Source organism: Streptococcus oriscaviae, assembly GCF_018137985.1.
In the GTDB taxonomy this organism is placed as follows: domain Bacteria; phylum Bacillota; class Bacilli; order Lactobacillales; family Streptococcaceae; genus Streptococcus; species Streptococcus oriscaviae.
This window is the reverse complement of the sequence record NZ_CP073084.1, coordinates 84,310-103,284: the sequence shown is the minus strand read 5'-3', so window position 1 is coordinate 103,284 and position 18,975 is coordinate 84,310. Positions and strand designations below refer to the sequence as shown.

The following is an 18,975-nucleotide window of genomic DNA, read 5'->3' as shown; positions in this document are numbered from 1 at the left end:
TTCACTCTCCTAACATTTTTCAATCATCTTATTTTTTTAGTTCATCCAAGATTCCAAATTCACGTTTGAAGGACCAGGCCATCATATCATGAGTGAAATCTGTAAAGGGATGGGGAGTCGCAGTATAGCAATGCCCCAGTCGGGGCGCTTGATAGAGCTCACAAGGAACTCCAAAACGAAGCAGCCTTTGGGCATATTCCAGACCCGTATCCCGAAGGGTATCGTATTCGGCCACAACAATCATGGTCGCTCCCAAGCCTCCCAGGTCTGGACAATAATCTGGAAAGGCATAATAGGACGGCGCATAGCCATTGTAACCTCCAAGATAGGTGGCCTCTGCTCCCAGAGCCTTATTATCTGGCCCCATCTTCAAATCCAAGTATTGGTGCATGGAAAGAGAGGCGTCAATGTTCAGGGAGAAGGTCGGACAATTTAGAACTGTCAAGGCTGGCTGCGGTTCATTCCGGTCCCGGAGGTATAGGGCCAGGCCTCCTGCGATGGTTCCACCAGCGCTCGAACCATGGAGTCCAATACGATGCGGGTCGCCACCAAATTCTTCTGGATGCTGGTGCAAATACATGTAGGCTGCATGACAATCATGGAGAGGTTTCGGGAAATGGATGCCATCTTTGCCGCTGAGTCGGTAGTCAACGGAGACGACAATAGCTGGCACGCGCGCCGCTAAAGCAATACAGCGGCCATTATCAATGTCGACAGAACCTGCCACAAAACCACCGCCATGAATATCTAAAATCATGGGTGCCTTGTCTGGTAAATTGGCTGGGGTAAAGACCCGAATTTTCAATTCTTGCCCTGGGTCTGGACCAGGAATCAAACGGTCTTCCATGGTCATTCCGTCTGGAAGTTGATAGGCAAGCATAGCCTCTATCTGAGCCTTTGTACGATGTTGAACTTCCTCACTAGACTTGTCTGCTAGATTGCTGGCAAGGTGGTTTTCATATCCGGGAAAGGGATGAATTTTCATAGGCGGTGACTTCCTTTCTTTGTAAATAATGGTGCTTCTATTATGCTGCGTTTTGTGATTTTTACCTTTTCAATCAATTTTTTCGTAGTTGACTTGTCTAAAGAAAAAGCATAGCTTACTGAAGCAAGCCATGCCTGATTATTATTTTTCTTCACCAAAGAGCAAGTCCTTGATGTATTCAACGGGCATGTCTTCTCCAGTGTGCAGTTTGAAGGCTTCTGCCCCCTGATAGAGCATCATGCCCAGACCATTGATGGCCTTTTTGGCACCATGTTCCTTGGCAAAACGGAGCAACTCGGTTTCAGCTGGGCTATAGACCACATCGAAGACCACCAGGTCTGGTCGAATCACTGCTGGATCATTGATCAGTTTTTGATCCTGCAAAGGTTTCATCCCAACACCAGTTGCATCAATATAGATTGAACTTTCAGCGATAGATTGATAGAAGGCTTCTGTGTCTGCCAAATCATGAAGGCTGGCCTTGCAATCGGTCCGGCTATTGAGTTTTTCAACGGTTTTAACCGCATTCTCATAACAGCTATCTTGGATGTTAAAAATGCGAACCTCTTTTGCTCCATCTAAGCCCAGTTGAATGGCGATGGCTGTACCAGCCCCACCAGCACCAGCCAGAGTGATAATCTGGTCCTTGATGTCCACGCCTTCTTCAGCCAAGGCGCGCACAGCGCCTGTACCATCCGTACAGTGACCAACCAGATGCCCCTTGCCATCTTTATTGACAACTGTGTTAACCGCGCCAACCAATTCAGCAGCAGGTGAAAGCTCATCCAAGAGCGGAATGATGGCCTGTTTATTTGGCATGGATACATTGGAACCACGAATGCCCAAATCACGGATGCCCTGAACGGCTCCTGGCAACTCTTCGTTACCTACTTCAAAGGCAAGGTAGGCATAATCCAAGCCTAGTTTTGCATAAGCTTCGTTGTGCATTTTTGGGGAAAGGGAGTGGCGGATTGGGGTCGCAATGAGCGAAACCAGGAGTGTATGACCGGATAAACGTTCTGCCATAGTTGTTACCTCTTTCTAAAAGTATGATGATGACCTTATGATGGTTGATAGCCCTTTTTTTCAGGGTAATACATGAGTTGATAACGTCTATAAACGAAATATAGACTGAGGGTGCCTAGGAAGGCAAGGATTACAATGAGTAAAAAAACATATTGAATATTGCTTTCTGCCAAGATACCCGTCAAATAGGGAATGCCCATCACGGAGATGGAGGTGGCCAGCGAATAATAACTGGTCAGCAAACCCCGCTTGAAAGGGAAGAATTCCAGAAGAACCACCAAGCCCAGCTGCCAAATACCACCTGCCGCAAAGAAACCAACACAGAAGGTGGCTAGCAAAACAGTGTAATAGTTTGGCACCAGTAACATGATGCCCAAGGCTGTACCAGTGATGCTGGTACAAAACATCATAAAGAGGGGAACGTGAATGCCACGATTGACAATAAAAGAAGTGACAAAGACCGAGACAAAGGAGAAAATGCTATAGGCACTAACCCAAATCAAACTATCAGCTTCTTTCATGCCCAAGGCTGACTGGGTGAAACTTGGAATCCAGGTAATAAAGATATTAAAGAGAGATACGGAGACAAAGGAGAAGACCATCAGAGCAAGTCCTTCTACTTGGAATTTGGCCCCCGTTGGTTTGTAATGTGTCACAGGCTCACTTTGGAGATCTGTTTGAACAGGCTTGCCATGAGAAACCTCTGGGAATGGCAACTTCAAGACAATCAAGAGATTGACCAACATACAGAGGGCTGAAACCAGAAAAGTCCACCCAAAATAGATATCATTGTTGAGCATAAAGCGCACGATGATAGGAAAGACGAACTGGCCCATAGAGATAAAGGCCTTGTTCAAGACACTGAGGGCGCTGTTTTTAGAGCGATTGTCAAAGGCTTCTACAACTACTGGATAGGTAGCTGTGTCCAGAAAGGCATTGCCAAAACCAGCAAAGACCGAAAAGATAAAGCCCAGTATATAGTTTGGTGAATAGAGCAACCCAAGGAAGAAGACGATATAGGAAATAATTCCTAAAATAACAGCAGGCTTCCTCCCTAACCTGTCTGAAATAATACCAGCCAGATTGATACTGAGAATGCGTCCAAGGCCGACTGCACTGAGTACCAGGGTCACTTGGCTAAGACTGGCCCCCCATTGGGACCTTAAAACAGACATGTTTTGGGATACAATAATGGCAGCAATTCCTTGAAAGGCATAGTTGACATATAAACTGCTAATTGTAGGAATATACTTGTTTCTTTTCACAGAAAGTTTCCCCTTCATCGAATAAAATATTGTGATTGGCTTGTCTCATCACTATAAATGGAGACTAAGGTGATACCACCATAGCCTTCCATTTTATTATACACTATTTTGTTGCTTTAGAATTTGAGAAGATGGAAACACCAAAGATATGGCTGTATCGTCTGCCGACAAAGGCCATGATGGCTGCGGACAGGATACCGGTCACTGCAACAAAAATCATAATCATCTCAGCCTTGCCGCTTGCAATCATGCTAGAGGCAGCCTGTGGTACGATATAGGAACCAAGGGCCATGACAAAGTAGTAAACAGTTGTATTGAAACCTTTGTTAGAGGTAAAGAACTGGTTGAGGACACCGTTCCCCATCTGCAACAATCCACCTGCAGAACAGAAACCTACTACGACACCAGCCAGGGTCAAGACTGTTGGGCTTGGGAAGAAGAATACCGCCAAACCTGCTAGGCCTGCAAAGATTGGAGAAACCACTAAGATTGAAATATCTCGAATACCGCGAGCCATCAAGAATGAGAAGAAGATGGTCGCAATCAGGCCACCAAATTGGTACCAGGAAGTTACTGCTGCTGCGGATGTTGAATCCATCGCTAGAACATTCTGAGCATAGATTTTAGATGCCTGTTGGAAGAGATAGAAGTTTGAGTAGATAGAGAGGGCAAAGAGAGACAAGACCGTTCCGTCAATGATAAACTTGGCACGGTTTGAATCGCCTGCAGCCTCTGCTGACGCTGCTGTTGCTGGAGTTTGGCGTTTGGCCAATTCTTTGATCGCCTGCGCTGGCTTGAGCTTCTCAGCCTTCTGAAGATCCAAGTCTGGGAATGGCGCAAAGACAGCACCGATAAAGACCAAGGTACTAAGGATGAATGGCACCCAGATACCAATTTCAGCAGACATGCTGTTGGTGGCCAGGAAGGCTACAAAGAGTGGGTATAAGATGGATGATACAGAGATAAAGGTCTTACCAAGGACAGAAGCTGTTGACTTATTCTCTGGATACATTTCAAAGAGAGCTGGGTTCATGGAACCATCAAAGAGAGAGGTCATGGCCCCACCGATGAAGGCCAAAATATTGGCTGTCATGATGTTGCTGGCAAACAAGAAGCCCGCAAACATAATCACATAACCTGCCAAACCGGCAACCGCTACTGGCTTGCGTCCGATTCTATCAGACAGGGGACCTGAGAAGGTCAAAAATGAGATTTTACCAATCCCTGTCCAGGCAACGGCGCCCAGTACGGAAGCTGTTGCTGCAGCCAATTTTGTCGCATCTGTCAAATCAGCAGCATCAATCAAGCCCCACTTAATGGCAAAAAATTGAGAGTTCTGAGAAATGATGATGGCCTGCATCCCATGACAGAAGTAAGCCATCCAGAGCAGGAATGCCGTGAAATTGTATTTGTTGTTTTTGAACATTGAATCCTAAATTCCTTTCATAAAGACATTGCTATTGTTCATTTTGAAACGATGAATGAATCGCTGGACCGTTTAATGGGCCATTGACTTGGAACGATTTGCGCTTTTCTTATTTGCCATTCAAGCGGGCCAAGTAAGCCTCATGCTCTTTGACAGCAAATTCCCGACGGCCACCTGGTTTTGGCGTTTGGTCACCCATCATGATACCAAATCCACCTTCCACACGGAGTTCATGACCATTGGTGTAGTCGGAACGATCACTGGCAAGGTACATAACCGCATTGGCAATGTCCATGGTATTTCCAATCCGTTTGTTGGCGGTCAAGGCCTTGCGACCTTCTTCTACCACTGGATCTGCATAGAAGCTTTCAGACAAGGGAGTTTTCACAAAACATGGCTGAATACAGTTGGAGCGAACCCCAAATTGGCCCCATTCTGCAGCCATTTGACGAGACATCATGTTGACCCCAGCCTTGGTGGAGCTATAAGCTGCGGAATAGGTTTCTGGGAAAACAGAGGCAATGGTGGAAATGTGAACCATGGTTCCCTTTCCTTGCTTGATAAATTGGCGGCCGAAGCGCTGAGATACCAAGAAGTAACCTGTCAAGTTGATATCGACAGTTTCTCGCCATTCATCCAGAGGAAGATCCTCTAAGGGACAGGCACGCAGCATGGCTGCTGTATTGACCAAGATGTCCACCCGGCCAAATTTTTCTAGGGTTTTAGCAACAGCATTGTCCACTTCTTCTTCTGAAACGGAGTTGGTCTTTACTGCAAGGGTTTCGATACCATATTCTTTGGCAATCTCTTCTGCGTACTCGACCAAGGCGTCCTCACGAATATCCATGAGCACTACCTTGGCTCCTTGTTTTGCAAATTCTTGAACGATGGTCCGTCCCATACCTCCAACGGCACCTGTGACAGCTGCAACCTTTCCTTCAAGTCCTAACCATTTGTCTGACATGATTTTCTCCTCATTTTTTATTTTTCACCAACAGTCACTCAATCATGCGATTGACTGTTTCAGCATTATTTGCCCGGCAAGAGCTCTGGCCAAACTTCTTCCAAGACCTTGATGGTATTTTCATAGGTATGGTTAGCTGCCTGGTCTAAACCTCGGCTGAGAATCTCATCAGAGATGACCTCAACACCAACAACCGCTGGGCTAATGCCAGCCTCTTTCACCATCCGGAGGAAACCGGCTGTGTCCTTAGCACCTGTACCAGGTGCTAGGCGATCATGCATGGATTCGTCTCGAAGAATGGAGAAGGCATATGGGCGGTCGTAGGCATCATTGATTTGAATGGACACAACAGATGCTGCCTCTTCAGCTGTAAGGGCACGGTAGGGTTGGTCTGCCCGCACCCAATGCCAGGTATCCAAAATAATCCGGGCATTGTCCGCTCCAGAGGCTTTCACAACCGCAAAGGCCTTGTCAAAGTTCGGCAGCCCAGAATATGGCATGGGCTCCACACCGATAATCCGGTGACCTGCACGGGCACACAATTCTTTCAATTTTTGACCTGTGTATTCAACTGAATAGTTTTCCATCAGGCCACAGTTAATATGGTTGACACCAAAGAGGTCGCACATGTGGAAGCACATCTGCTCCTTGTATTTTTGCTCATAGCTGCGGTTTTCTTCTGCCCACTGTACAATATACTCAACTTCGGACACTACCATGTCATACTTGGCCAAAATAGCCAAAATATCTTGATCGGTCAGACCTTCTTGGAGTGCATCCACATAGGTTTCAGCACGAAGGCCAATAGCTTCAAAGCCCGCATCCTTAGCAGCCTTGACACGGTCTTCAAATCGACATTGATCGCCCAAGGTCCAGGAACTGATGGTGATTGGTGAACGTTTAGACATCGTCAACCCTCCTAGTTTGTTACTTTTTTCACTTTCTATATTTTTAATTATAATCCAGTCAGAATAGAAAAACAAATTAGAAAAAAATTGGTAATCAATAGATTCTTTCTATCATTCGTGCTACAATAGAAGCAAGGATAACGCAAGGGGGCCCATATGAATTTACAACATCTTCGCTATTTTTTGGTTCTGGCTGACCTAGAACACTACACCGATGCCGCTAAAAAATTGCATATCACCCAGCCTACCCTGAGCCATGCCATTGCCACTCTGGAGGAAGAAATCAAGGTCCCCCTCTTTCGCAAGCAGGGCCGCAATGTCATACTGACCAACCAAGGCAGAGAGTTTTATGCCACAGTCCAATCATCTCTTGCCATTTTGGACAAGGGTATCAGCCACCTCCAGAAAAAACATTCCAATAGACCGGTTATCAATCTGACCCTCCTTCGGGTGCTGGGAAGAAAGGCCGTTCCAAACTTGGTTCGAAAGTTTATGGAAGCCTATCCTAAAACCAATTCCCGCTTTGACTTTCACAATGACAGCGGCATGTCCACGGATATGGTGGAAGGCGTCCTCAACGATCGCTACGATTTGGCCTTTTGTTCCAAACTAGAAAACTATCCGACGATTTCTTTCATCCCTATCTTTGCCCAGGATATGGTCTTGATTGTTCCAAAAAAACACCCCCTCTTGGACCTAGACAAGGTGACCATCACGGATACCCTGCCCTATCCCCAAGTTTGGTTTTCCCCGCGGAGCGGCATGAGACCCCTGATTGAACAGATATATAGCAAGGAAAAAGAAAGACCGCAGATTGCCTTTGAAGTCAGTGAGGACGAAACGGTGGCTGGTCTGGTTTCCCAAGGCTTTGGGCTAGCCCTTATGCCCAAACTGGACTTCCTCCATACGATTGAGGACATTGAAATCATCGAGTTGGATGATTTGAAAAATGCCCGTATTTACTACGCTGTCTATCGAAATAATAAGCCTCTTACCAAGGATCTGAGAAATTTTATTGATTTCATTGCTGCAACGACTGAGCTGACTGACATCATTTAACAACGAGTTGAACCTAAAAAAGCCTGATTGCTCAGGCTTTTTTGCTTAATTCAAAATCAGTTCATCATTGTTCAAAACCTGTCCGCTATTCTTATGGAATAGCTCCATCAGATCTTGAACAGTTAGGTTGGCCTTTTCTTCTCCCTTGACATCCACAACAATTTGGCCATGATGGAGCATGACCAGACGATTTCCATAGGCAATGGCATTTTCCATATTGTGGGTAATCATAAGAGCTGTTAACTGATGACTCTCTACAATTTTCTTAGTCAGTTCCATGACCATATCGCTGGTTTTTGGATCGAGGGCTGCTGTGTGTTCATCCAAAAGAAGAACCTTTGGTTTTACCAGAGAAGCCATCAAGAGGGTCAAGGCCTGTCTTTGTCCGCCTGATAAAAACTGAGTGTCTACCTTCATCCGATTCTCAAGGCCCAGCCCTAATTCTTTCAATGCCTCTACAAAAATCTTGCGTTCACTGTCTTTCACTCCCCAACCAAGACCACGAGAAAGACCGCGACGGTAAGCAACTGCCATATTTTCTTCAATAGTTAAACGAGAAGCTGTTCCCATCTTTGGATCTTGAAAGACTCGACTAATGTAGGCTGCGCGTTTGGCTGCTGGAACCGACTTAATTGACTTACCTTCTAGTAAGATGTCTCCCTGATCAACACTCAAGGCACCTGCCAAAGAGTTCATCAAGGTTGACTTGCCTGCACCGTTTCCTCCAATGATGGAAATAAAATCCCCTTCTTGTACGTCTAGGTTTAACCCACGCAGGACATGGTTTTCATTGATTGTTCCTGCCTCAAAGGTTTTATGAATGGATTGAATTGATAAAATAGTACTCATGCTGTCCTCCTATGCCTTTTCCGCCAATTTTGGACGACGGATTTTCAATTTTTGTTGAAGCTCTGGTACAAACAAGACAACTGCAAGTAAGATTGCTGAGAAGAGTTTTACCAAATCAGCATCCATGCCTGGAATTTCCAAAATTGCAAGGATAATCAAACGATAGACAATGGCTCCTAGAACAACAGACAAGAGTCGCCAGCCGATACGCAAGTTGCGCAAAATAACTTCCGCAATAATGACAGAGGCTAAACCGATAACGATGGTTCCAGTACCTGAGTTGATGTCCGCATAACCATTGTTCTGTGTCAGCAAGGCTCCACAAAGGGCAATCAAGCCATTTGAAATCATATAGCCATAAATCTTCATCCTGTCAACATTGATACCATTGGCCTCGCTCATCGGAATATTATCCCCTGTTGAACGAAGAGCAAGACCGAGCTGAGTGTTGAGCAAGATGGTCAATAAGCCAATCACCACTAGGACAAAGACCGTGCCAATCAAAAGCACTGCATAGGTCTTCGTCAAGCCTAGTTTCTGCAACTGAGTAACCAATGTTTCCTGTTTAAGAAGGGCCACATTAGCCTTACCCAAGATTTTCAGGTTAATAGAATAGAGTCCTGTCAGGGTAACGATACCAGTTAAAAGAGCTGGGATCTTCATCTTGGTGTGAAGCAGACCAGACACCAAACCAGCCACAGCCCCACCCACAAAGGCAAGCAGGGTGGCAAGGAGTGGGTTCACACCACTCACAATACCAGTTGCGCAGATGGCCGCTCCCAAGGGATAGGAACCCTCTGCTGTCAAATCTGCAATATCCAAGATACGAAATGTTACATAAACACCAATCGCCATAATGGACCATAAAAGTCCTTGCGATATACTCGATAATACAATATCCACGATTTTCTCCTTTAATGGATAGTCTTTTGAAATAACATGATGCTGTGTCTTGTTTGACCTTCTATCTGCATCCTATCTCCTTTGACTACCGTAGGCCACTGAATTGACCTTCTTCCTTTCTAGACGTTCTTATTCTGAAACAGTCAACTTAGATGTGTCAATGCCAAGTTTTTTAGCCATTTCTTCATTCACATACAAATTAACAGTTTCTGGGTACTCGACAGCTGTCTTGGCAGGATCTGCTCCTTCGATAATCTTGATAGCCATCTTAGCAGTCTGGCGACCGAGCGCTTCATAGTTGGTACCATATGTTAATAGACCGCCCTCATCTACCATATCTGTTGACCCACCAATAACTGGAACCTTATACTCAACAGACAATTCACCAATCATGGTCATAGTTGAGGCTACCGTATTATCCGTAGGAACAAAAACGGCATCCACATCCTGCATCAAGCTGGTTGCTGCATCTTGAACTTCGTTGGAGTTGGTAATGCCTTTGATAACAACCTTATAACCTGCTTTTTCCAACAAGGCTTGCGCCTCTTCAACCTGAACTTCAGAATTTCGCTCGCTAGTTGTGTAGAGAATACCGACTGTCTTGGCATCAGGAACGGCTTGACCAAGAAGCTCTACCTGTTTATCAATCGGTGCCTGATCGCTAGTTCCTGTCAGAAGTCCGCCTGGTTCTTCAATAGAGGATACTAAATCAGCTGATAACGGATCTGTTACCGCGGTAAAGAGAATTGGAGTATCTGTTGAAACAGTAGCCAAGCTTTGCGCTGCTGGTGTTGCAATCGCAAGAATGATGTCATTCTCATCTACCAACTGCTCCGAAATGGTTTGAAGATTGGCTTGATCGCCTTGGGCGTTTTGGTAGTCCAATTTAATCTTTTCGCCTTCCGCATAACCGTTGGCTTCCAATTCAGCTACAAAGCCTTCACGAGCCGCAGTCAGAGAATCGTGTTCCATATACTGAAGAATTCCCACACGAACCATATCGCCCGAAGTTCCTGAATCACTTGTGGTTGAGCAGGCTGCTAATGTCAGAGCCCCCAAACCAATCACAGATAGTTTCGTCAATTTCTTCACCAAATAATACATCATTTTTTCTCCTTAATCGTTTCTTATATCTTAGTTAGACAATGCTTCGATTGTTTCTGCATCAATACCAAGCGCCTTGGCCATTTCTTCGTTGACTTCAATCGCAGACGTTTGCGGTTTTTCTACTGGAAGGTCAGCCGGCTTTTCTCCTTTGAGAATCTTGACAGCCAACTCTCCTGCCTGAACACCGATAGCATGGTAGTCAACTCCGTAGGTAAATAGGCCTGCATCAATGACAGCTGCATCGCTTCCCATGGCTGGAACCTTTGCCTCCATAAGAATTTCACCAATGGTGGAAGCTGTTGAAGCAACTGTATTGTCCGTAGGAAGATAGATGGCATCTACCTGACCTGCTAGAGAGGTCATTGCCTGTTGCACATCATTTGTAGAAGTGACAGTTTTAATAACCACGGTCACTCCTTTTTTCTCCAGAGCCGCCTTGGCTTGCTCTGCTTGAACTTCTGAATTTACTTCGCTTGAATTGTAGAAAATCCCAACTGTTTTAGCCGTCGGCACCACCTTCATCAACAATTCAATTTGATCTGCCACATCCGTAGCATCAATGGAACCCGTCATCGAACCACCTGGAACCTCCAAGGACTCTACCAGACCCGCTTCCACAGGATCTGTTACCGCGGTAAAGACTGATGGTGTGTCCGCATCAGCATTCAGTAAAGCTTGGGCTGCTGGCGTCGCAATCGCAAAGTTTAAATCATTCTTTCCTGCAAACTGCTCCACCATGGTTTGCAAATTAGCTTGGTCGCCTTGCGCATTTTGAAAATCAATAGTCAGGTTATCTCCCTCGGCGTAGCCTGCTTCTTTCAAGGCTTCCAGAAAACCTTCCTTCGCTGAAGTCAAGGCTTCATGCTCTGCATATTGGATAATCCCCACTTTCACTGTGCTCGTATCAGACGAGCCCCCTCCGCATGCTGCCAAGGTTAAGGTGGACAGAAAGGCAATTGAGCCTAGTAACAATTTTTTAAACCCCATAAGATAGTCTCCTTTTCTATTTATAGCTGAAATGATGTCTCAACGAACGGACTTTTCATCCATATGTAGCTACAAAAATAGGACCGCTTAGTTTTTATCTAAACGGTCCTATCATTCAACTGTAAAATGAAAAACAGACTGATTGACCAAGTGCCCATTTAGATATACATCTATGCGGACACATGTCAAAACACTACAGCCACATAGATACAAACATTACGTTCCCGTGTTTGCATCCATGTTTCCATGTCTACAAACACTATCTAAAGTAGCCGTAGAAATATGTATGATTCGCTGTTTGTGTTTGACAGGTCAACAACATATGTGTCTCCTTTTTTCATTTCTTTTTAGGTTACTTACGATGATACCTTTTTCAAAATCATTTGTCAAGGATTTTGCAGAAATTTTCTGACTTTTTAACCTTTTTTGACAAATCCCGAACAAATATAGGAAAAACGGGGCTATAAGACTTTTAGAGCTTCTTTGAGTCTAAACAACTCCCATACGACCTATGATAAAAAGTGCTCAAACAAGTCATCAGAAAAACTCCTATAAAACAAGCAAGACCTTGATTTCTCAAGATCTTGGACATTTACGGTCTTATAGAGGTACCATTCTACAATAGTTCATTGAGAGGCTTGAAGATAATTTTTTCAAGATCTGCGATGTAGATGGAGAGTTGCTGCTGCTTACTAAAATACTCCGTCAAAAGTGGATTATTCTGTACCTGCTTGCTGAAATCTTGCATTTTCTTCTGAATATCGCCATCTGGAATTTGACCAGATTGCAACTGAGCCTGGACTTCTTTTTGGAAGTTGATATAGTTTTCCAAAATGGTTTTGGCTTCTTTGTTTCCATCAATAGAAACCTTAATCGCTTCAACAGCCTTGTATTCAGGGAGGTTGCGAATCGCACGCTCTAGCTCGTTGGCAATATCATAAATGTTGGTTGACATAAGTTTCTCCTAATCTAGGTAAACCTGGTAGCTGGTCTGCTCACGAATAAGGCGCGCAGCCTTCTCCAAGTCTTCCTTATTTTTAAACGTAATTTGCAAAATACCGTTAATATCTGAACGGTTTTCTTCGTTGATGCGAAGGTTGACAACGGATATTCCCCGAAGAAGTTCCAAAACTTTTAAAATTGTATCTTCTTCGTCTGGTACACTGATGAAAATATCATAGAAGCTATCCACACCGCCACGCTTGTGGATTTCCATTTCTTTTCTGGTCAGGCGTCCCTGTTCAAAAAAGTGCCAAATACCTGATTCATCTCTGGTTTTGAGCATTTCTGCCACCTGATCCAGACGCTCCTTGAATTCCTCTATCCGCTCCAGAATACTGGTTGGATTGGTCATCAAGATACTGGTCCACATCCCCGGTTCGCTCTCTGCGATACGCGTCATATCTCGAAAACCACCAGCCGCAAAGTTATTTGTCAGTGGATGATCAACTGCATAGCTGCCTGCTTGATTCATCAAACTGGAAGCTAGCACATGGGGAAAATGGGAAACCTGACTGGTTACATAGTCATGCTCCTTGGCATCAATCTCGATAAACCGCGCATGAAGACCAGACAGCAAATCTGTCAGGCGTGGAATAGCATCCTTCTTGGTCGCCTTACAGGGCGTAAAAATAAAATAGGCATTTTCAAAGAGGTTGATGTCCGCCGCGATAGCCCCTGATTTGTGACTACCTGCCATAGGATGACTACCAATAAAGTTCAGCTGTTTAGGGACAAGATAGGTTTCTGCTGCCTCAACAATCGCTTGCTTGGTTGACCCGGCATCTGTAATAAGAACGCCCTCCTTGAGTTCCAAAGTCGCCAGTTGCTTGATAAAATCGATGGTTTGCTGAATGGGAACACAGAGAAAAATAAGGTCTGCCTGCCCTGCAAAGTGTGCAAAGTCATCTGTCGCTTCATCCACTATCCCTTTTTCCAAGGCGATGGAGCGAGAGGCTTCTCCCCGATTGTAACCTAGGATACGATAGTCGGGGTGATCTCTTCGGATTCCCAATGCCAGAGAAGAACCTATCAGACCAAGCCCTGCGATATATACCGTCTTTGTCATTTCATCTCCTAAAAATTCTTGACATACTCCCGATGTCTACGAACGGCTTCCTTGAGTTCCTCCATATTATCGGAAGAGAATTTCTCTAGGATTTCTGTTGCCAGAACGGTTGCCACAACAGACTCCATCACGACTCCTGCTGCAGGAAGAGCAGTCGGATCAGACCGTTCCACTGTCGCCACATAAGGCTCATGGCTTTCAATGTCGACAGACATCAGCGGCTTATACAGTGTCGGAATAGGTTTCATCACGCCTCGGACAACGATTGGCTGACCATTGGTCATACCACCTTCAAAGCCACCCAGATTGTTGCTGCGACGAGAATAACCATCTTGTTCAGACCAGGTAATTTCATCCATAACCTGACTTCCCTTTCGGTAGCCGGTTTGAAAACCAAGACCAAACTCTACACCTTTAAAAGCATTGATGGAGAGTACCGCCTGAGCCAATTTCCCATCTAGTTTCTTATCCCACTGCACATAGGAGCCCAAACCGACTGGAACACCACCAACAACCGTTTCAACAACGCCGCCGATAGTATCGCCATCTTTTTTAATCTGATCGATGTAGGCCTTGATTTCCTCTTCGCGCTCTCTGTTGACAACGGCTACTTCAGACTGAGAAGCAAGTTGGCGAATATCAGCCACAGTTAGTCCTTCGGGAATGTCAATCTCTTTACCGCCAAAAACAACCACATGGTTGGCAATATCTATGTCCAACTCCGCTAAAATTCGCTTAGCAAGGGCTCCGACTGCCACTCGCATGGTTGTTTCCCGCGCACTTGACCGCTCCAAGGAATTGCGTAAGTCATCAAAGCGATACTTCATACCGCCAACTAGGTCTGCATGACCTGGACGGGGACGAGTGATTTTGCGCTTGCTCTTTAGTTTGTCATCAATGTCTTCAACAGCCATAATTTCTAGCCACTTTTGATGATCCTTATTGATGACATGCAAGGTAATAGGCCCCCCCGTCGTTTTACCATGACGAACCCCAGAGGTAATCTCAACCTGATCGGTTTCAATCTGCATCCGCGCCCCTCGACCATAGCCGCCTTGTCGGCGCTTCAAGTCTACATTGATGTCATCTGCTGTTATAGAAAGTCCCGCAGGTACTCCTTCAATAATGGCTGTCAAACGTGGACCGTGTGACTCACCGGCTGTCAAATATCTCATCTTATTTCTCCAAAATTTCTAGGAACTTTCTTGTCGTCGCTAAGGAAATTTGTCCTGGCGCACTGGCTTCATCCAAGCTTGCGAAAGTCCAACAAGAACCCGTAACCTGACCAGCAATTCGTGAAAGAATACCCAAGTCCCCCATAGAAATTGTTGCATAGGCCTGTTCTGCGTTGAGGGTTTTAAAACCGCGGGTGTAGTTCATAATGTCTAACACATCCTGTTCGGTTTCAGCCATCACGGCAATCTTTACGACCGCAGGCGATAGGCTGGTTAACTCAGACATGATTTCCAGATAGTTCTCCGGTGTTTCTTCAAAATTGTGGTAACTCAAGACTAGGTTTGGAAAATCTAGCATCTGTTCAAAGACTTCTTGATAGGAATAGTATTCAAAATCGATAAAGTCAGGCTGATAATGGGCCGCAACTTCCTTGATAATGCCAACATATTCTTCGTTAGTGAGTTCAATCTTTCCACCCTCACGACTGGTTCGTAGGGTAAAAATCACTTCCCAACCCAAAAATTTCTCAAAAACAGCCGGAGCCACTTTCAAGATTTCCTCTTTGGGGAGGTAGTCTGCTCGCCACTCAATCAGGTCTGCCTCCGCCAAACGTTCAAGGTCGATTGCCTCTACCTCTTCTATACTCCTAGGCATAATTGGAACTACTATTTTCATTTCTGTACCTGTATCGTAAAGACCTTGAGGTAATTACTACTTTCATCTTTTTTATTGTATGCAAAATCACTCGGTAGGCGATGGGTCGTCAAGTAACGGTGTTTTCGGTTACCGAACCCCTTTTCTAGCTCCTGACGAAATTTCTCTAAAGACAGATTAGAAGCATTGGTCGAAGCCAGAATAAGCCCCTCGGGATTTAAAATATCCAGCGACTGAGCAATCAACTTGTGATAGTCCTTAGCTACTGAGAAGCTCTGCTTTTTGTTACGAGCAAAACTTGGCGGATCCAAAACAATCACATCAAAAGTCAGTCCTTTGCGCTTAGCATATTTAAAATACTCAAAAACATCCATAACTACAAAGTGATGATGTTCTAAGTCTACACCATTAACCTTAAAATGAGCTTGCGAGAGTTCTCGCGAGCGTTTCGCCAAATCAACAGAGGTCGTATGACTGGCACCGCCCATAGCCGCTGCAATAGAAAATGCTGCTGTGTAAGAAAACATATTGAGCAGGCTTTTTCCTCTGGCTAGTCCATCCACCAAGCTTCCACGAACGTCGTGCTGATCTAAGAAAATGCCAGTCATCAATCCATCATTCAGAAAAACCTGATAGGCAACTCCATTTTCTAAAATTGTCAGCTCGCTCGGCGCTTCTTCGCCATATAAGTGGGCTGATTCGTAATCCAACCCCTTAAAGCGAATTTTTTCGTAGGCAGCCACAATGGCTGGAAAAACCTGACGAAAAGCTTGCAAAATCGTATCTTTTATAGAAAACACGAAGGAATTATACCAAGAAAAGACTGCATATTGATTGTATATATCAATCGTCAGCCCGCCAAAGCCATCCCCATCTTGATTAAAAAGACGAAAAGCAGTTGTTGACTCCGATTGAAAATAAGAGTGACGTTTGACCATGGCTTTTCGGAAAAGATTCTCAAAAAAATCCTGATCCAACGCTACATTCTCTCTGCTGAAGAACCAGCCAATTCCCTTATTTTGTTGAGAAAGATAGGCTTGACCAAGGTAATCACCCTGCTCCGTCATTAAGGATACCGGCTGATTGTCCATGGGCACCTGTCCAAAATCACGACTATCCAATAAGCAGATTCCTTGTCGAATCTTTTTGGCCGCAAAACGGCTAACTTTCAGCATATTCATACATTCCATTATATCAAATTTCAGCTTATATCTCAAAAAAACTTCTACAGTTCATGGATATTTTAAAATTATGGTATAATGGACTGAAGATTTTATATTCTATGACAGTACGAGGAACCTTTCGTGAAAAAACTAAAAGAACTGCTGCCACGAGTCATGAAAACAAGGATTGGTTTTGTCTTCACCTTGTTAACCATCTACTGGCTAAAGACCCTTTGGGCATATTTCGTGGATTTTAACCTAGATACCAAGGGCTTCTACCAAAACTTTATCGCTGTTCTCAATCCTATTCCTACTGCACTTTTACTGATTGGTTTAGCGCTTTATATCAAAAACACCAAGGTGTTTTACGGGTTAGCCAGCTTCATCTACCTTCTGCTTTTCGCATGGCTTTTTTCCAATGCCATCTACTATCGTGAGTTTTCTGACTACATCTCCATCTCAACCATAATGGCCACCTCCAGTGTGTCTGCTGGTTTGGGAGAAGCTGCGCTGAAACTATTTCGAGTATGGGATTTGGTTTATTTCCTAGACTTCATTGTGTTGATTTTCCTTGCCGTTCGCAAAAAAATAGTGACCGACCAGCGTCCATTCAACAAACGAGCAAGTTTTGCCATCACGGCCTTTTCTATCATGCTCTTTTCTGTCAATCTCTTTCTGGCAGAAATTGACCGACCTGAACTTCTATCTCGTGGATTCTCCAATACCTACATCGTTCGTGCTCTTGGACTGCCAGCTTTCCTTGGCTACAATGCCAACCAGACCTATAACGCCCACAGGGATCGCTCTGGTGCAACAGCAGAAGATCTGGTTCCTGTACAAGAATACATCAGCCAGCACTACGCTACTCCTAACGACCAGTATTTTGGTATTGCCAAAGGGCGCAATGTCATCTATATTCACCTTGAAAGTCTTCAACAATTTGTTATTGATTATAAATTACAGGTTGACGGTCTTGACTATGAAGTCACTCCTTTCCTCAATTCCCTCTATCATTCAAACTCTACCCTTTCTTTCTCTAATTTCTTCAACCAAGTTAAAGCCGGTAAAACCTCTGACGCCGAAACCATGATTGAAACCTCCCTTTTCGGCCTCAACCAAGGCTCCTTCATGGTGCAGTATGGTGGCACCAACACCCAACAGGCTGCTCCACATATTTTAGACCAGCTGGGCGGCTACACATCTGCAGTCTTCCATGGTAATGCAGGTAGCTTTTGGAACCGCAATAATACCTACAAACAATGGGGATACAACTACTTCTTTGATCAGTCTTACTTTACCGAACAAACAGAAGAGAACTCCTTCCAGTACGGTCTGAATGATAAGATCATGTTCGCAGACTCAATTGAGTACCTCGAACATATGCAACAACCTTTCTATGCCAAGTTCATCACAGTTTCCAACCACTACCCTTATACAACTAGTTTGATTGGAGATGAAATTGGTTTTCCTCTGGCTGATACCGATGACGAAACCATCAACGGCTACTTTGCTACCGCGAACTACTTAGATTCCTCTGTCAAAGCCTTCTTTGACTACCTCAAAGCGACTGGGCTCTATGAAAAGTCAGTCATTGTTCTTTACGGTGACCACTACGGCATCTCCAATTCCAGAAACCCTGATTTAGCACCGCTTATTGGAAAGGATTCTGAAACCTGGTCCGATTATGAAAATGCTATGTTGCAACGGGTTCCTTATATGATTGTGGTTCCTGGAATGACTAACGGTGGCATTTTTGATACCTATGGCGGAGAAATCGATGCCCTGCCAACCCTAGAACACCTACTAGGAATTAAGGCTGACAATTATCTCCAAGTCGGACAGGATCTTCTTTCTCCAGAAAATGATCAAATTGTTGCCATGCGGACTTCTGGAACCTTTATTACTCCAAAGTATACCAGTTACGCTGGCAAACTCTACTATACAGAAACTGGACTTGAAATCACTAACCCGGATGAAAGCACTCTAGCAGAGGTCGAAGCCATTCGTGAGGCTGCGAGTGCCCAGTTGAAAGCTAGTGATGCCATCCAAACAGGTGATTTAATCCGCTTCCTTGACAACGGCCTACCCCCTCTGGATGCAAGTAAGTTTTCTTACATTGATTCTTTAGAGGCAGAACTCGCTATCGAGAAAGAACTAGGCAGTCAGTCAACTAGCCTGTATAGTCAAAATGGGAACAAATCCACCGTCGATCTCTTCAAAGCCCCTAGTTATCAAGAACTCAACGGCACAACTGGAACGGATACTTCTACTAGTACAAGCTCTTCTGGACAGTAAAGAAAGAGGCTGAGCAAAAAGTCCTAAAAATAGAAAATATCTTAGAATTTCGTCATCAAAAACGTTGCTTCTAAGCTATTTTTTATTGTTCAAATTTTGACCGGAAGGGTAAATGTTTAGTTTCTTGCCCAGACTCATTT

General features: G+C 44.6%; 17 protein-coding genes. 2 read left to right on the top strand and 15 right to left on the bottom strand.

Features of this window, described 5'->3' with window-relative positions:
• Positions 1-28: 28 nt before the first annotated feature.
• The 6 genes from INT76_RS00520 to INT76_RS00495 form a co-directional block, all read right to left on the bottom strand.
• The gene (locus INT76_RS00520) at positions 29-985 is read right to left on the bottom strand and encodes an alpha/beta hydrolase (protein WP_212571032.1); all 957 of its coding nucleotides are present in this window, start codon (positions 983-985) and stop codon (positions 29-31) included.
• Between the two features lie 141 nt (positions 986-1,126).
• A complete protein-coding gene (locus INT76_RS00515) occupies positions 1,127-2,011 on the bottom strand; it encodes a shikimate dehydrogenase (RefSeq protein ID WP_212571030.1) in 885 nt (294 codons plus the stop codon).
• A gap of 35 nt (positions 2,012-2,046) precedes the next feature.
• Positions 2,047-3,276 carry an MFS transporter gene (locus tag INT76_RS00510; protein ID WP_249116158.1) on the bottom strand — a complete coding sequence of 410 codons (1,230 nt, stop codon included), beginning with the start codon at positions 3,274-3,276 and terminating at the stop codon, positions 2,047-2,049.
• Between the two features lie 103 nt (positions 3,277-3,379).
• Complete coding sequence (locus tag INT76_RS00505) at positions 3,380-4,702, bottom strand: MFS transporter (protein ID WP_212571026.1); 1,323 nt, start codon at positions 4,700-4,702, stop codon at positions 3,380-3,382.
• Between the two features lie 109 nt (positions 4,703-4,811).
• Positions 4,812-5,666 carry an SDR family NAD(P)-dependent oxidoreductase gene (locus INT76_RS00500; RefSeq protein WP_212571024.1) on the bottom strand — a complete coding sequence of 285 codons (855 nt, stop codon included), beginning with the start codon at positions 5,664-5,666 and terminating at the stop codon, positions 4,812-4,814.
• A gap of 65 nt (positions 5,667-5,731) precedes the next feature.
• Positions 5,732-6,574, bottom strand: coding sequence for a sugar phosphate isomerase/epimerase family protein (locus INT76_RS00495; RefSeq protein WP_212571022.1), 843 nt, complete (start codon positions 6,572-6,574; stop codon positions 5,732-5,734).
• A 156-nt stretch (positions 6,575-6,730) separates the two neighbouring features.
• Between INT76_RS00495 and INT76_RS00490 the strand changes: the two genes are divergently transcribed.
• On the top strand, positions 6,731-7,633 hold the full coding sequence (locus INT76_RS00490; RefSeq protein ID WP_212571020.1) for a LysR family transcriptional regulator: 903 nt from the start codon (positions 6,731-6,733) through the stop codon (positions 7,631-7,633).
• Between the two features lie 45 nt (positions 7,634-7,678).
• On the opposite strand, the gene INT76_RS00485 is transcribed toward INT76_RS00490, so the two are convergent.
• The 9 genes from INT76_RS00485 to INT76_RS00445 form a co-directional block, all read right to left on the bottom strand.
• On the bottom strand, positions 7,679-8,482 hold the full coding sequence (locus INT76_RS00485; protein ID WP_212571018.1) for an ABC transporter ATP-binding protein: 804 nt from the start codon (positions 8,480-8,482) through the stop codon (positions 7,679-7,681).
• Positions 8,483-8,491: 9 nt separating this feature from the next.
• The gene (locus INT76_RS00480; RefSeq protein ID WP_212571016.1) at positions 8,492-9,385 is read right to left on the bottom strand and encodes an ABC transporter permease; all 894 of its coding nucleotides are present in this window, start codon (positions 9,383-9,385) and stop codon (positions 8,492-8,494) included.
• A 129-nt stretch (positions 9,386-9,514) separates the two neighbouring features.
• The gene (locus INT76_RS00475) at positions 9,515-10,492 is read right to left on the bottom strand and encodes an ABC transporter substrate-binding protein (RefSeq protein WP_212571014.1); all 978 of its coding nucleotides are present in this window, start codon (positions 10,490-10,492) and stop codon (positions 9,515-9,517) included.
• A 27-nt stretch (positions 10,493-10,519) separates the two neighbouring features.
• On the bottom strand, positions 10,520-11,479 hold the full coding sequence (locus INT76_RS00470; protein ID WP_212571012.1) for an ABC transporter substrate-binding protein: 960 nt from the start codon (positions 11,477-11,479) through the stop codon (positions 10,520-10,522).
• 616 nt (positions 11,480-12,095) lie between these two features.
• Positions 12,096-12,434 (bottom strand): YlbF/YmcA family competence regulator, encoded by a 339-nt coding sequence (locus INT76_RS00465; RefSeq protein WP_212571010.1) that lies wholly within the window; start codon positions 12,432-12,434, stop codon positions 12,096-12,098.
• A 9-nt stretch (positions 12,435-12,443) separates the two neighbouring features.
• Complete coding sequence (locus INT76_RS00460) at positions 12,444-13,547, bottom strand: prephenate dehydrogenase (RefSeq protein ID WP_212571008.1); 1,104 nt, start codon at positions 13,545-13,547, stop codon at positions 12,444-12,446.
• Positions 13,548-13,555: 8 nt separating this feature from the next.
• Positions 13,556-14,722, bottom strand: a complete 1,167-nt coding sequence (gene aroC, locus INT76_RS00455) for a chorismate synthase (protein WP_212571000.1) — start codon at positions 14,720-14,722, stop codon at positions 13,556-13,558.
• Between the two features lies 1 nt (position 14,723).
• Positions 14,724-15,398 carry a type I 3-dehydroquinate dehydratase gene (aroD, locus tag INT76_RS00450; protein WP_212570998.1) on the bottom strand — a complete coding sequence of 225 codons (675 nt, stop codon included), beginning with the start codon at positions 15,396-15,398 and terminating at the stop codon, positions 14,724-14,726.
• Positions 15,395-16,558, bottom strand: coding sequence for a class I SAM-dependent rRNA methyltransferase (locus tag INT76_RS00445; RefSeq protein ID WP_282960497.1), 1,164 nt, complete (start codon positions 16,556-16,558; stop codon positions 15,395-15,397). The genes aroD and INT76_RS00445 overlap by 4 nt, the downstream gene beginning before the upstream one ends.
• Positions 16,559-16,681: 123 nt before the next feature.
• Here INT76_RS00445 and INT76_RS00440 point away from each other — a divergent pair, with 123 nt between their 5' ends.
• Positions 16,682-18,835: an LTA synthase family protein gene (locus tag INT76_RS00440; RefSeq protein ID WP_212570994.1), complete on the top strand. Its 2,154-nt coding sequence runs from the start codon at positions 16,682-16,684 to the stop codon at positions 18,833-18,835.
• Positions 18,836-18,975 lie beyond the last annotated feature (140 nt).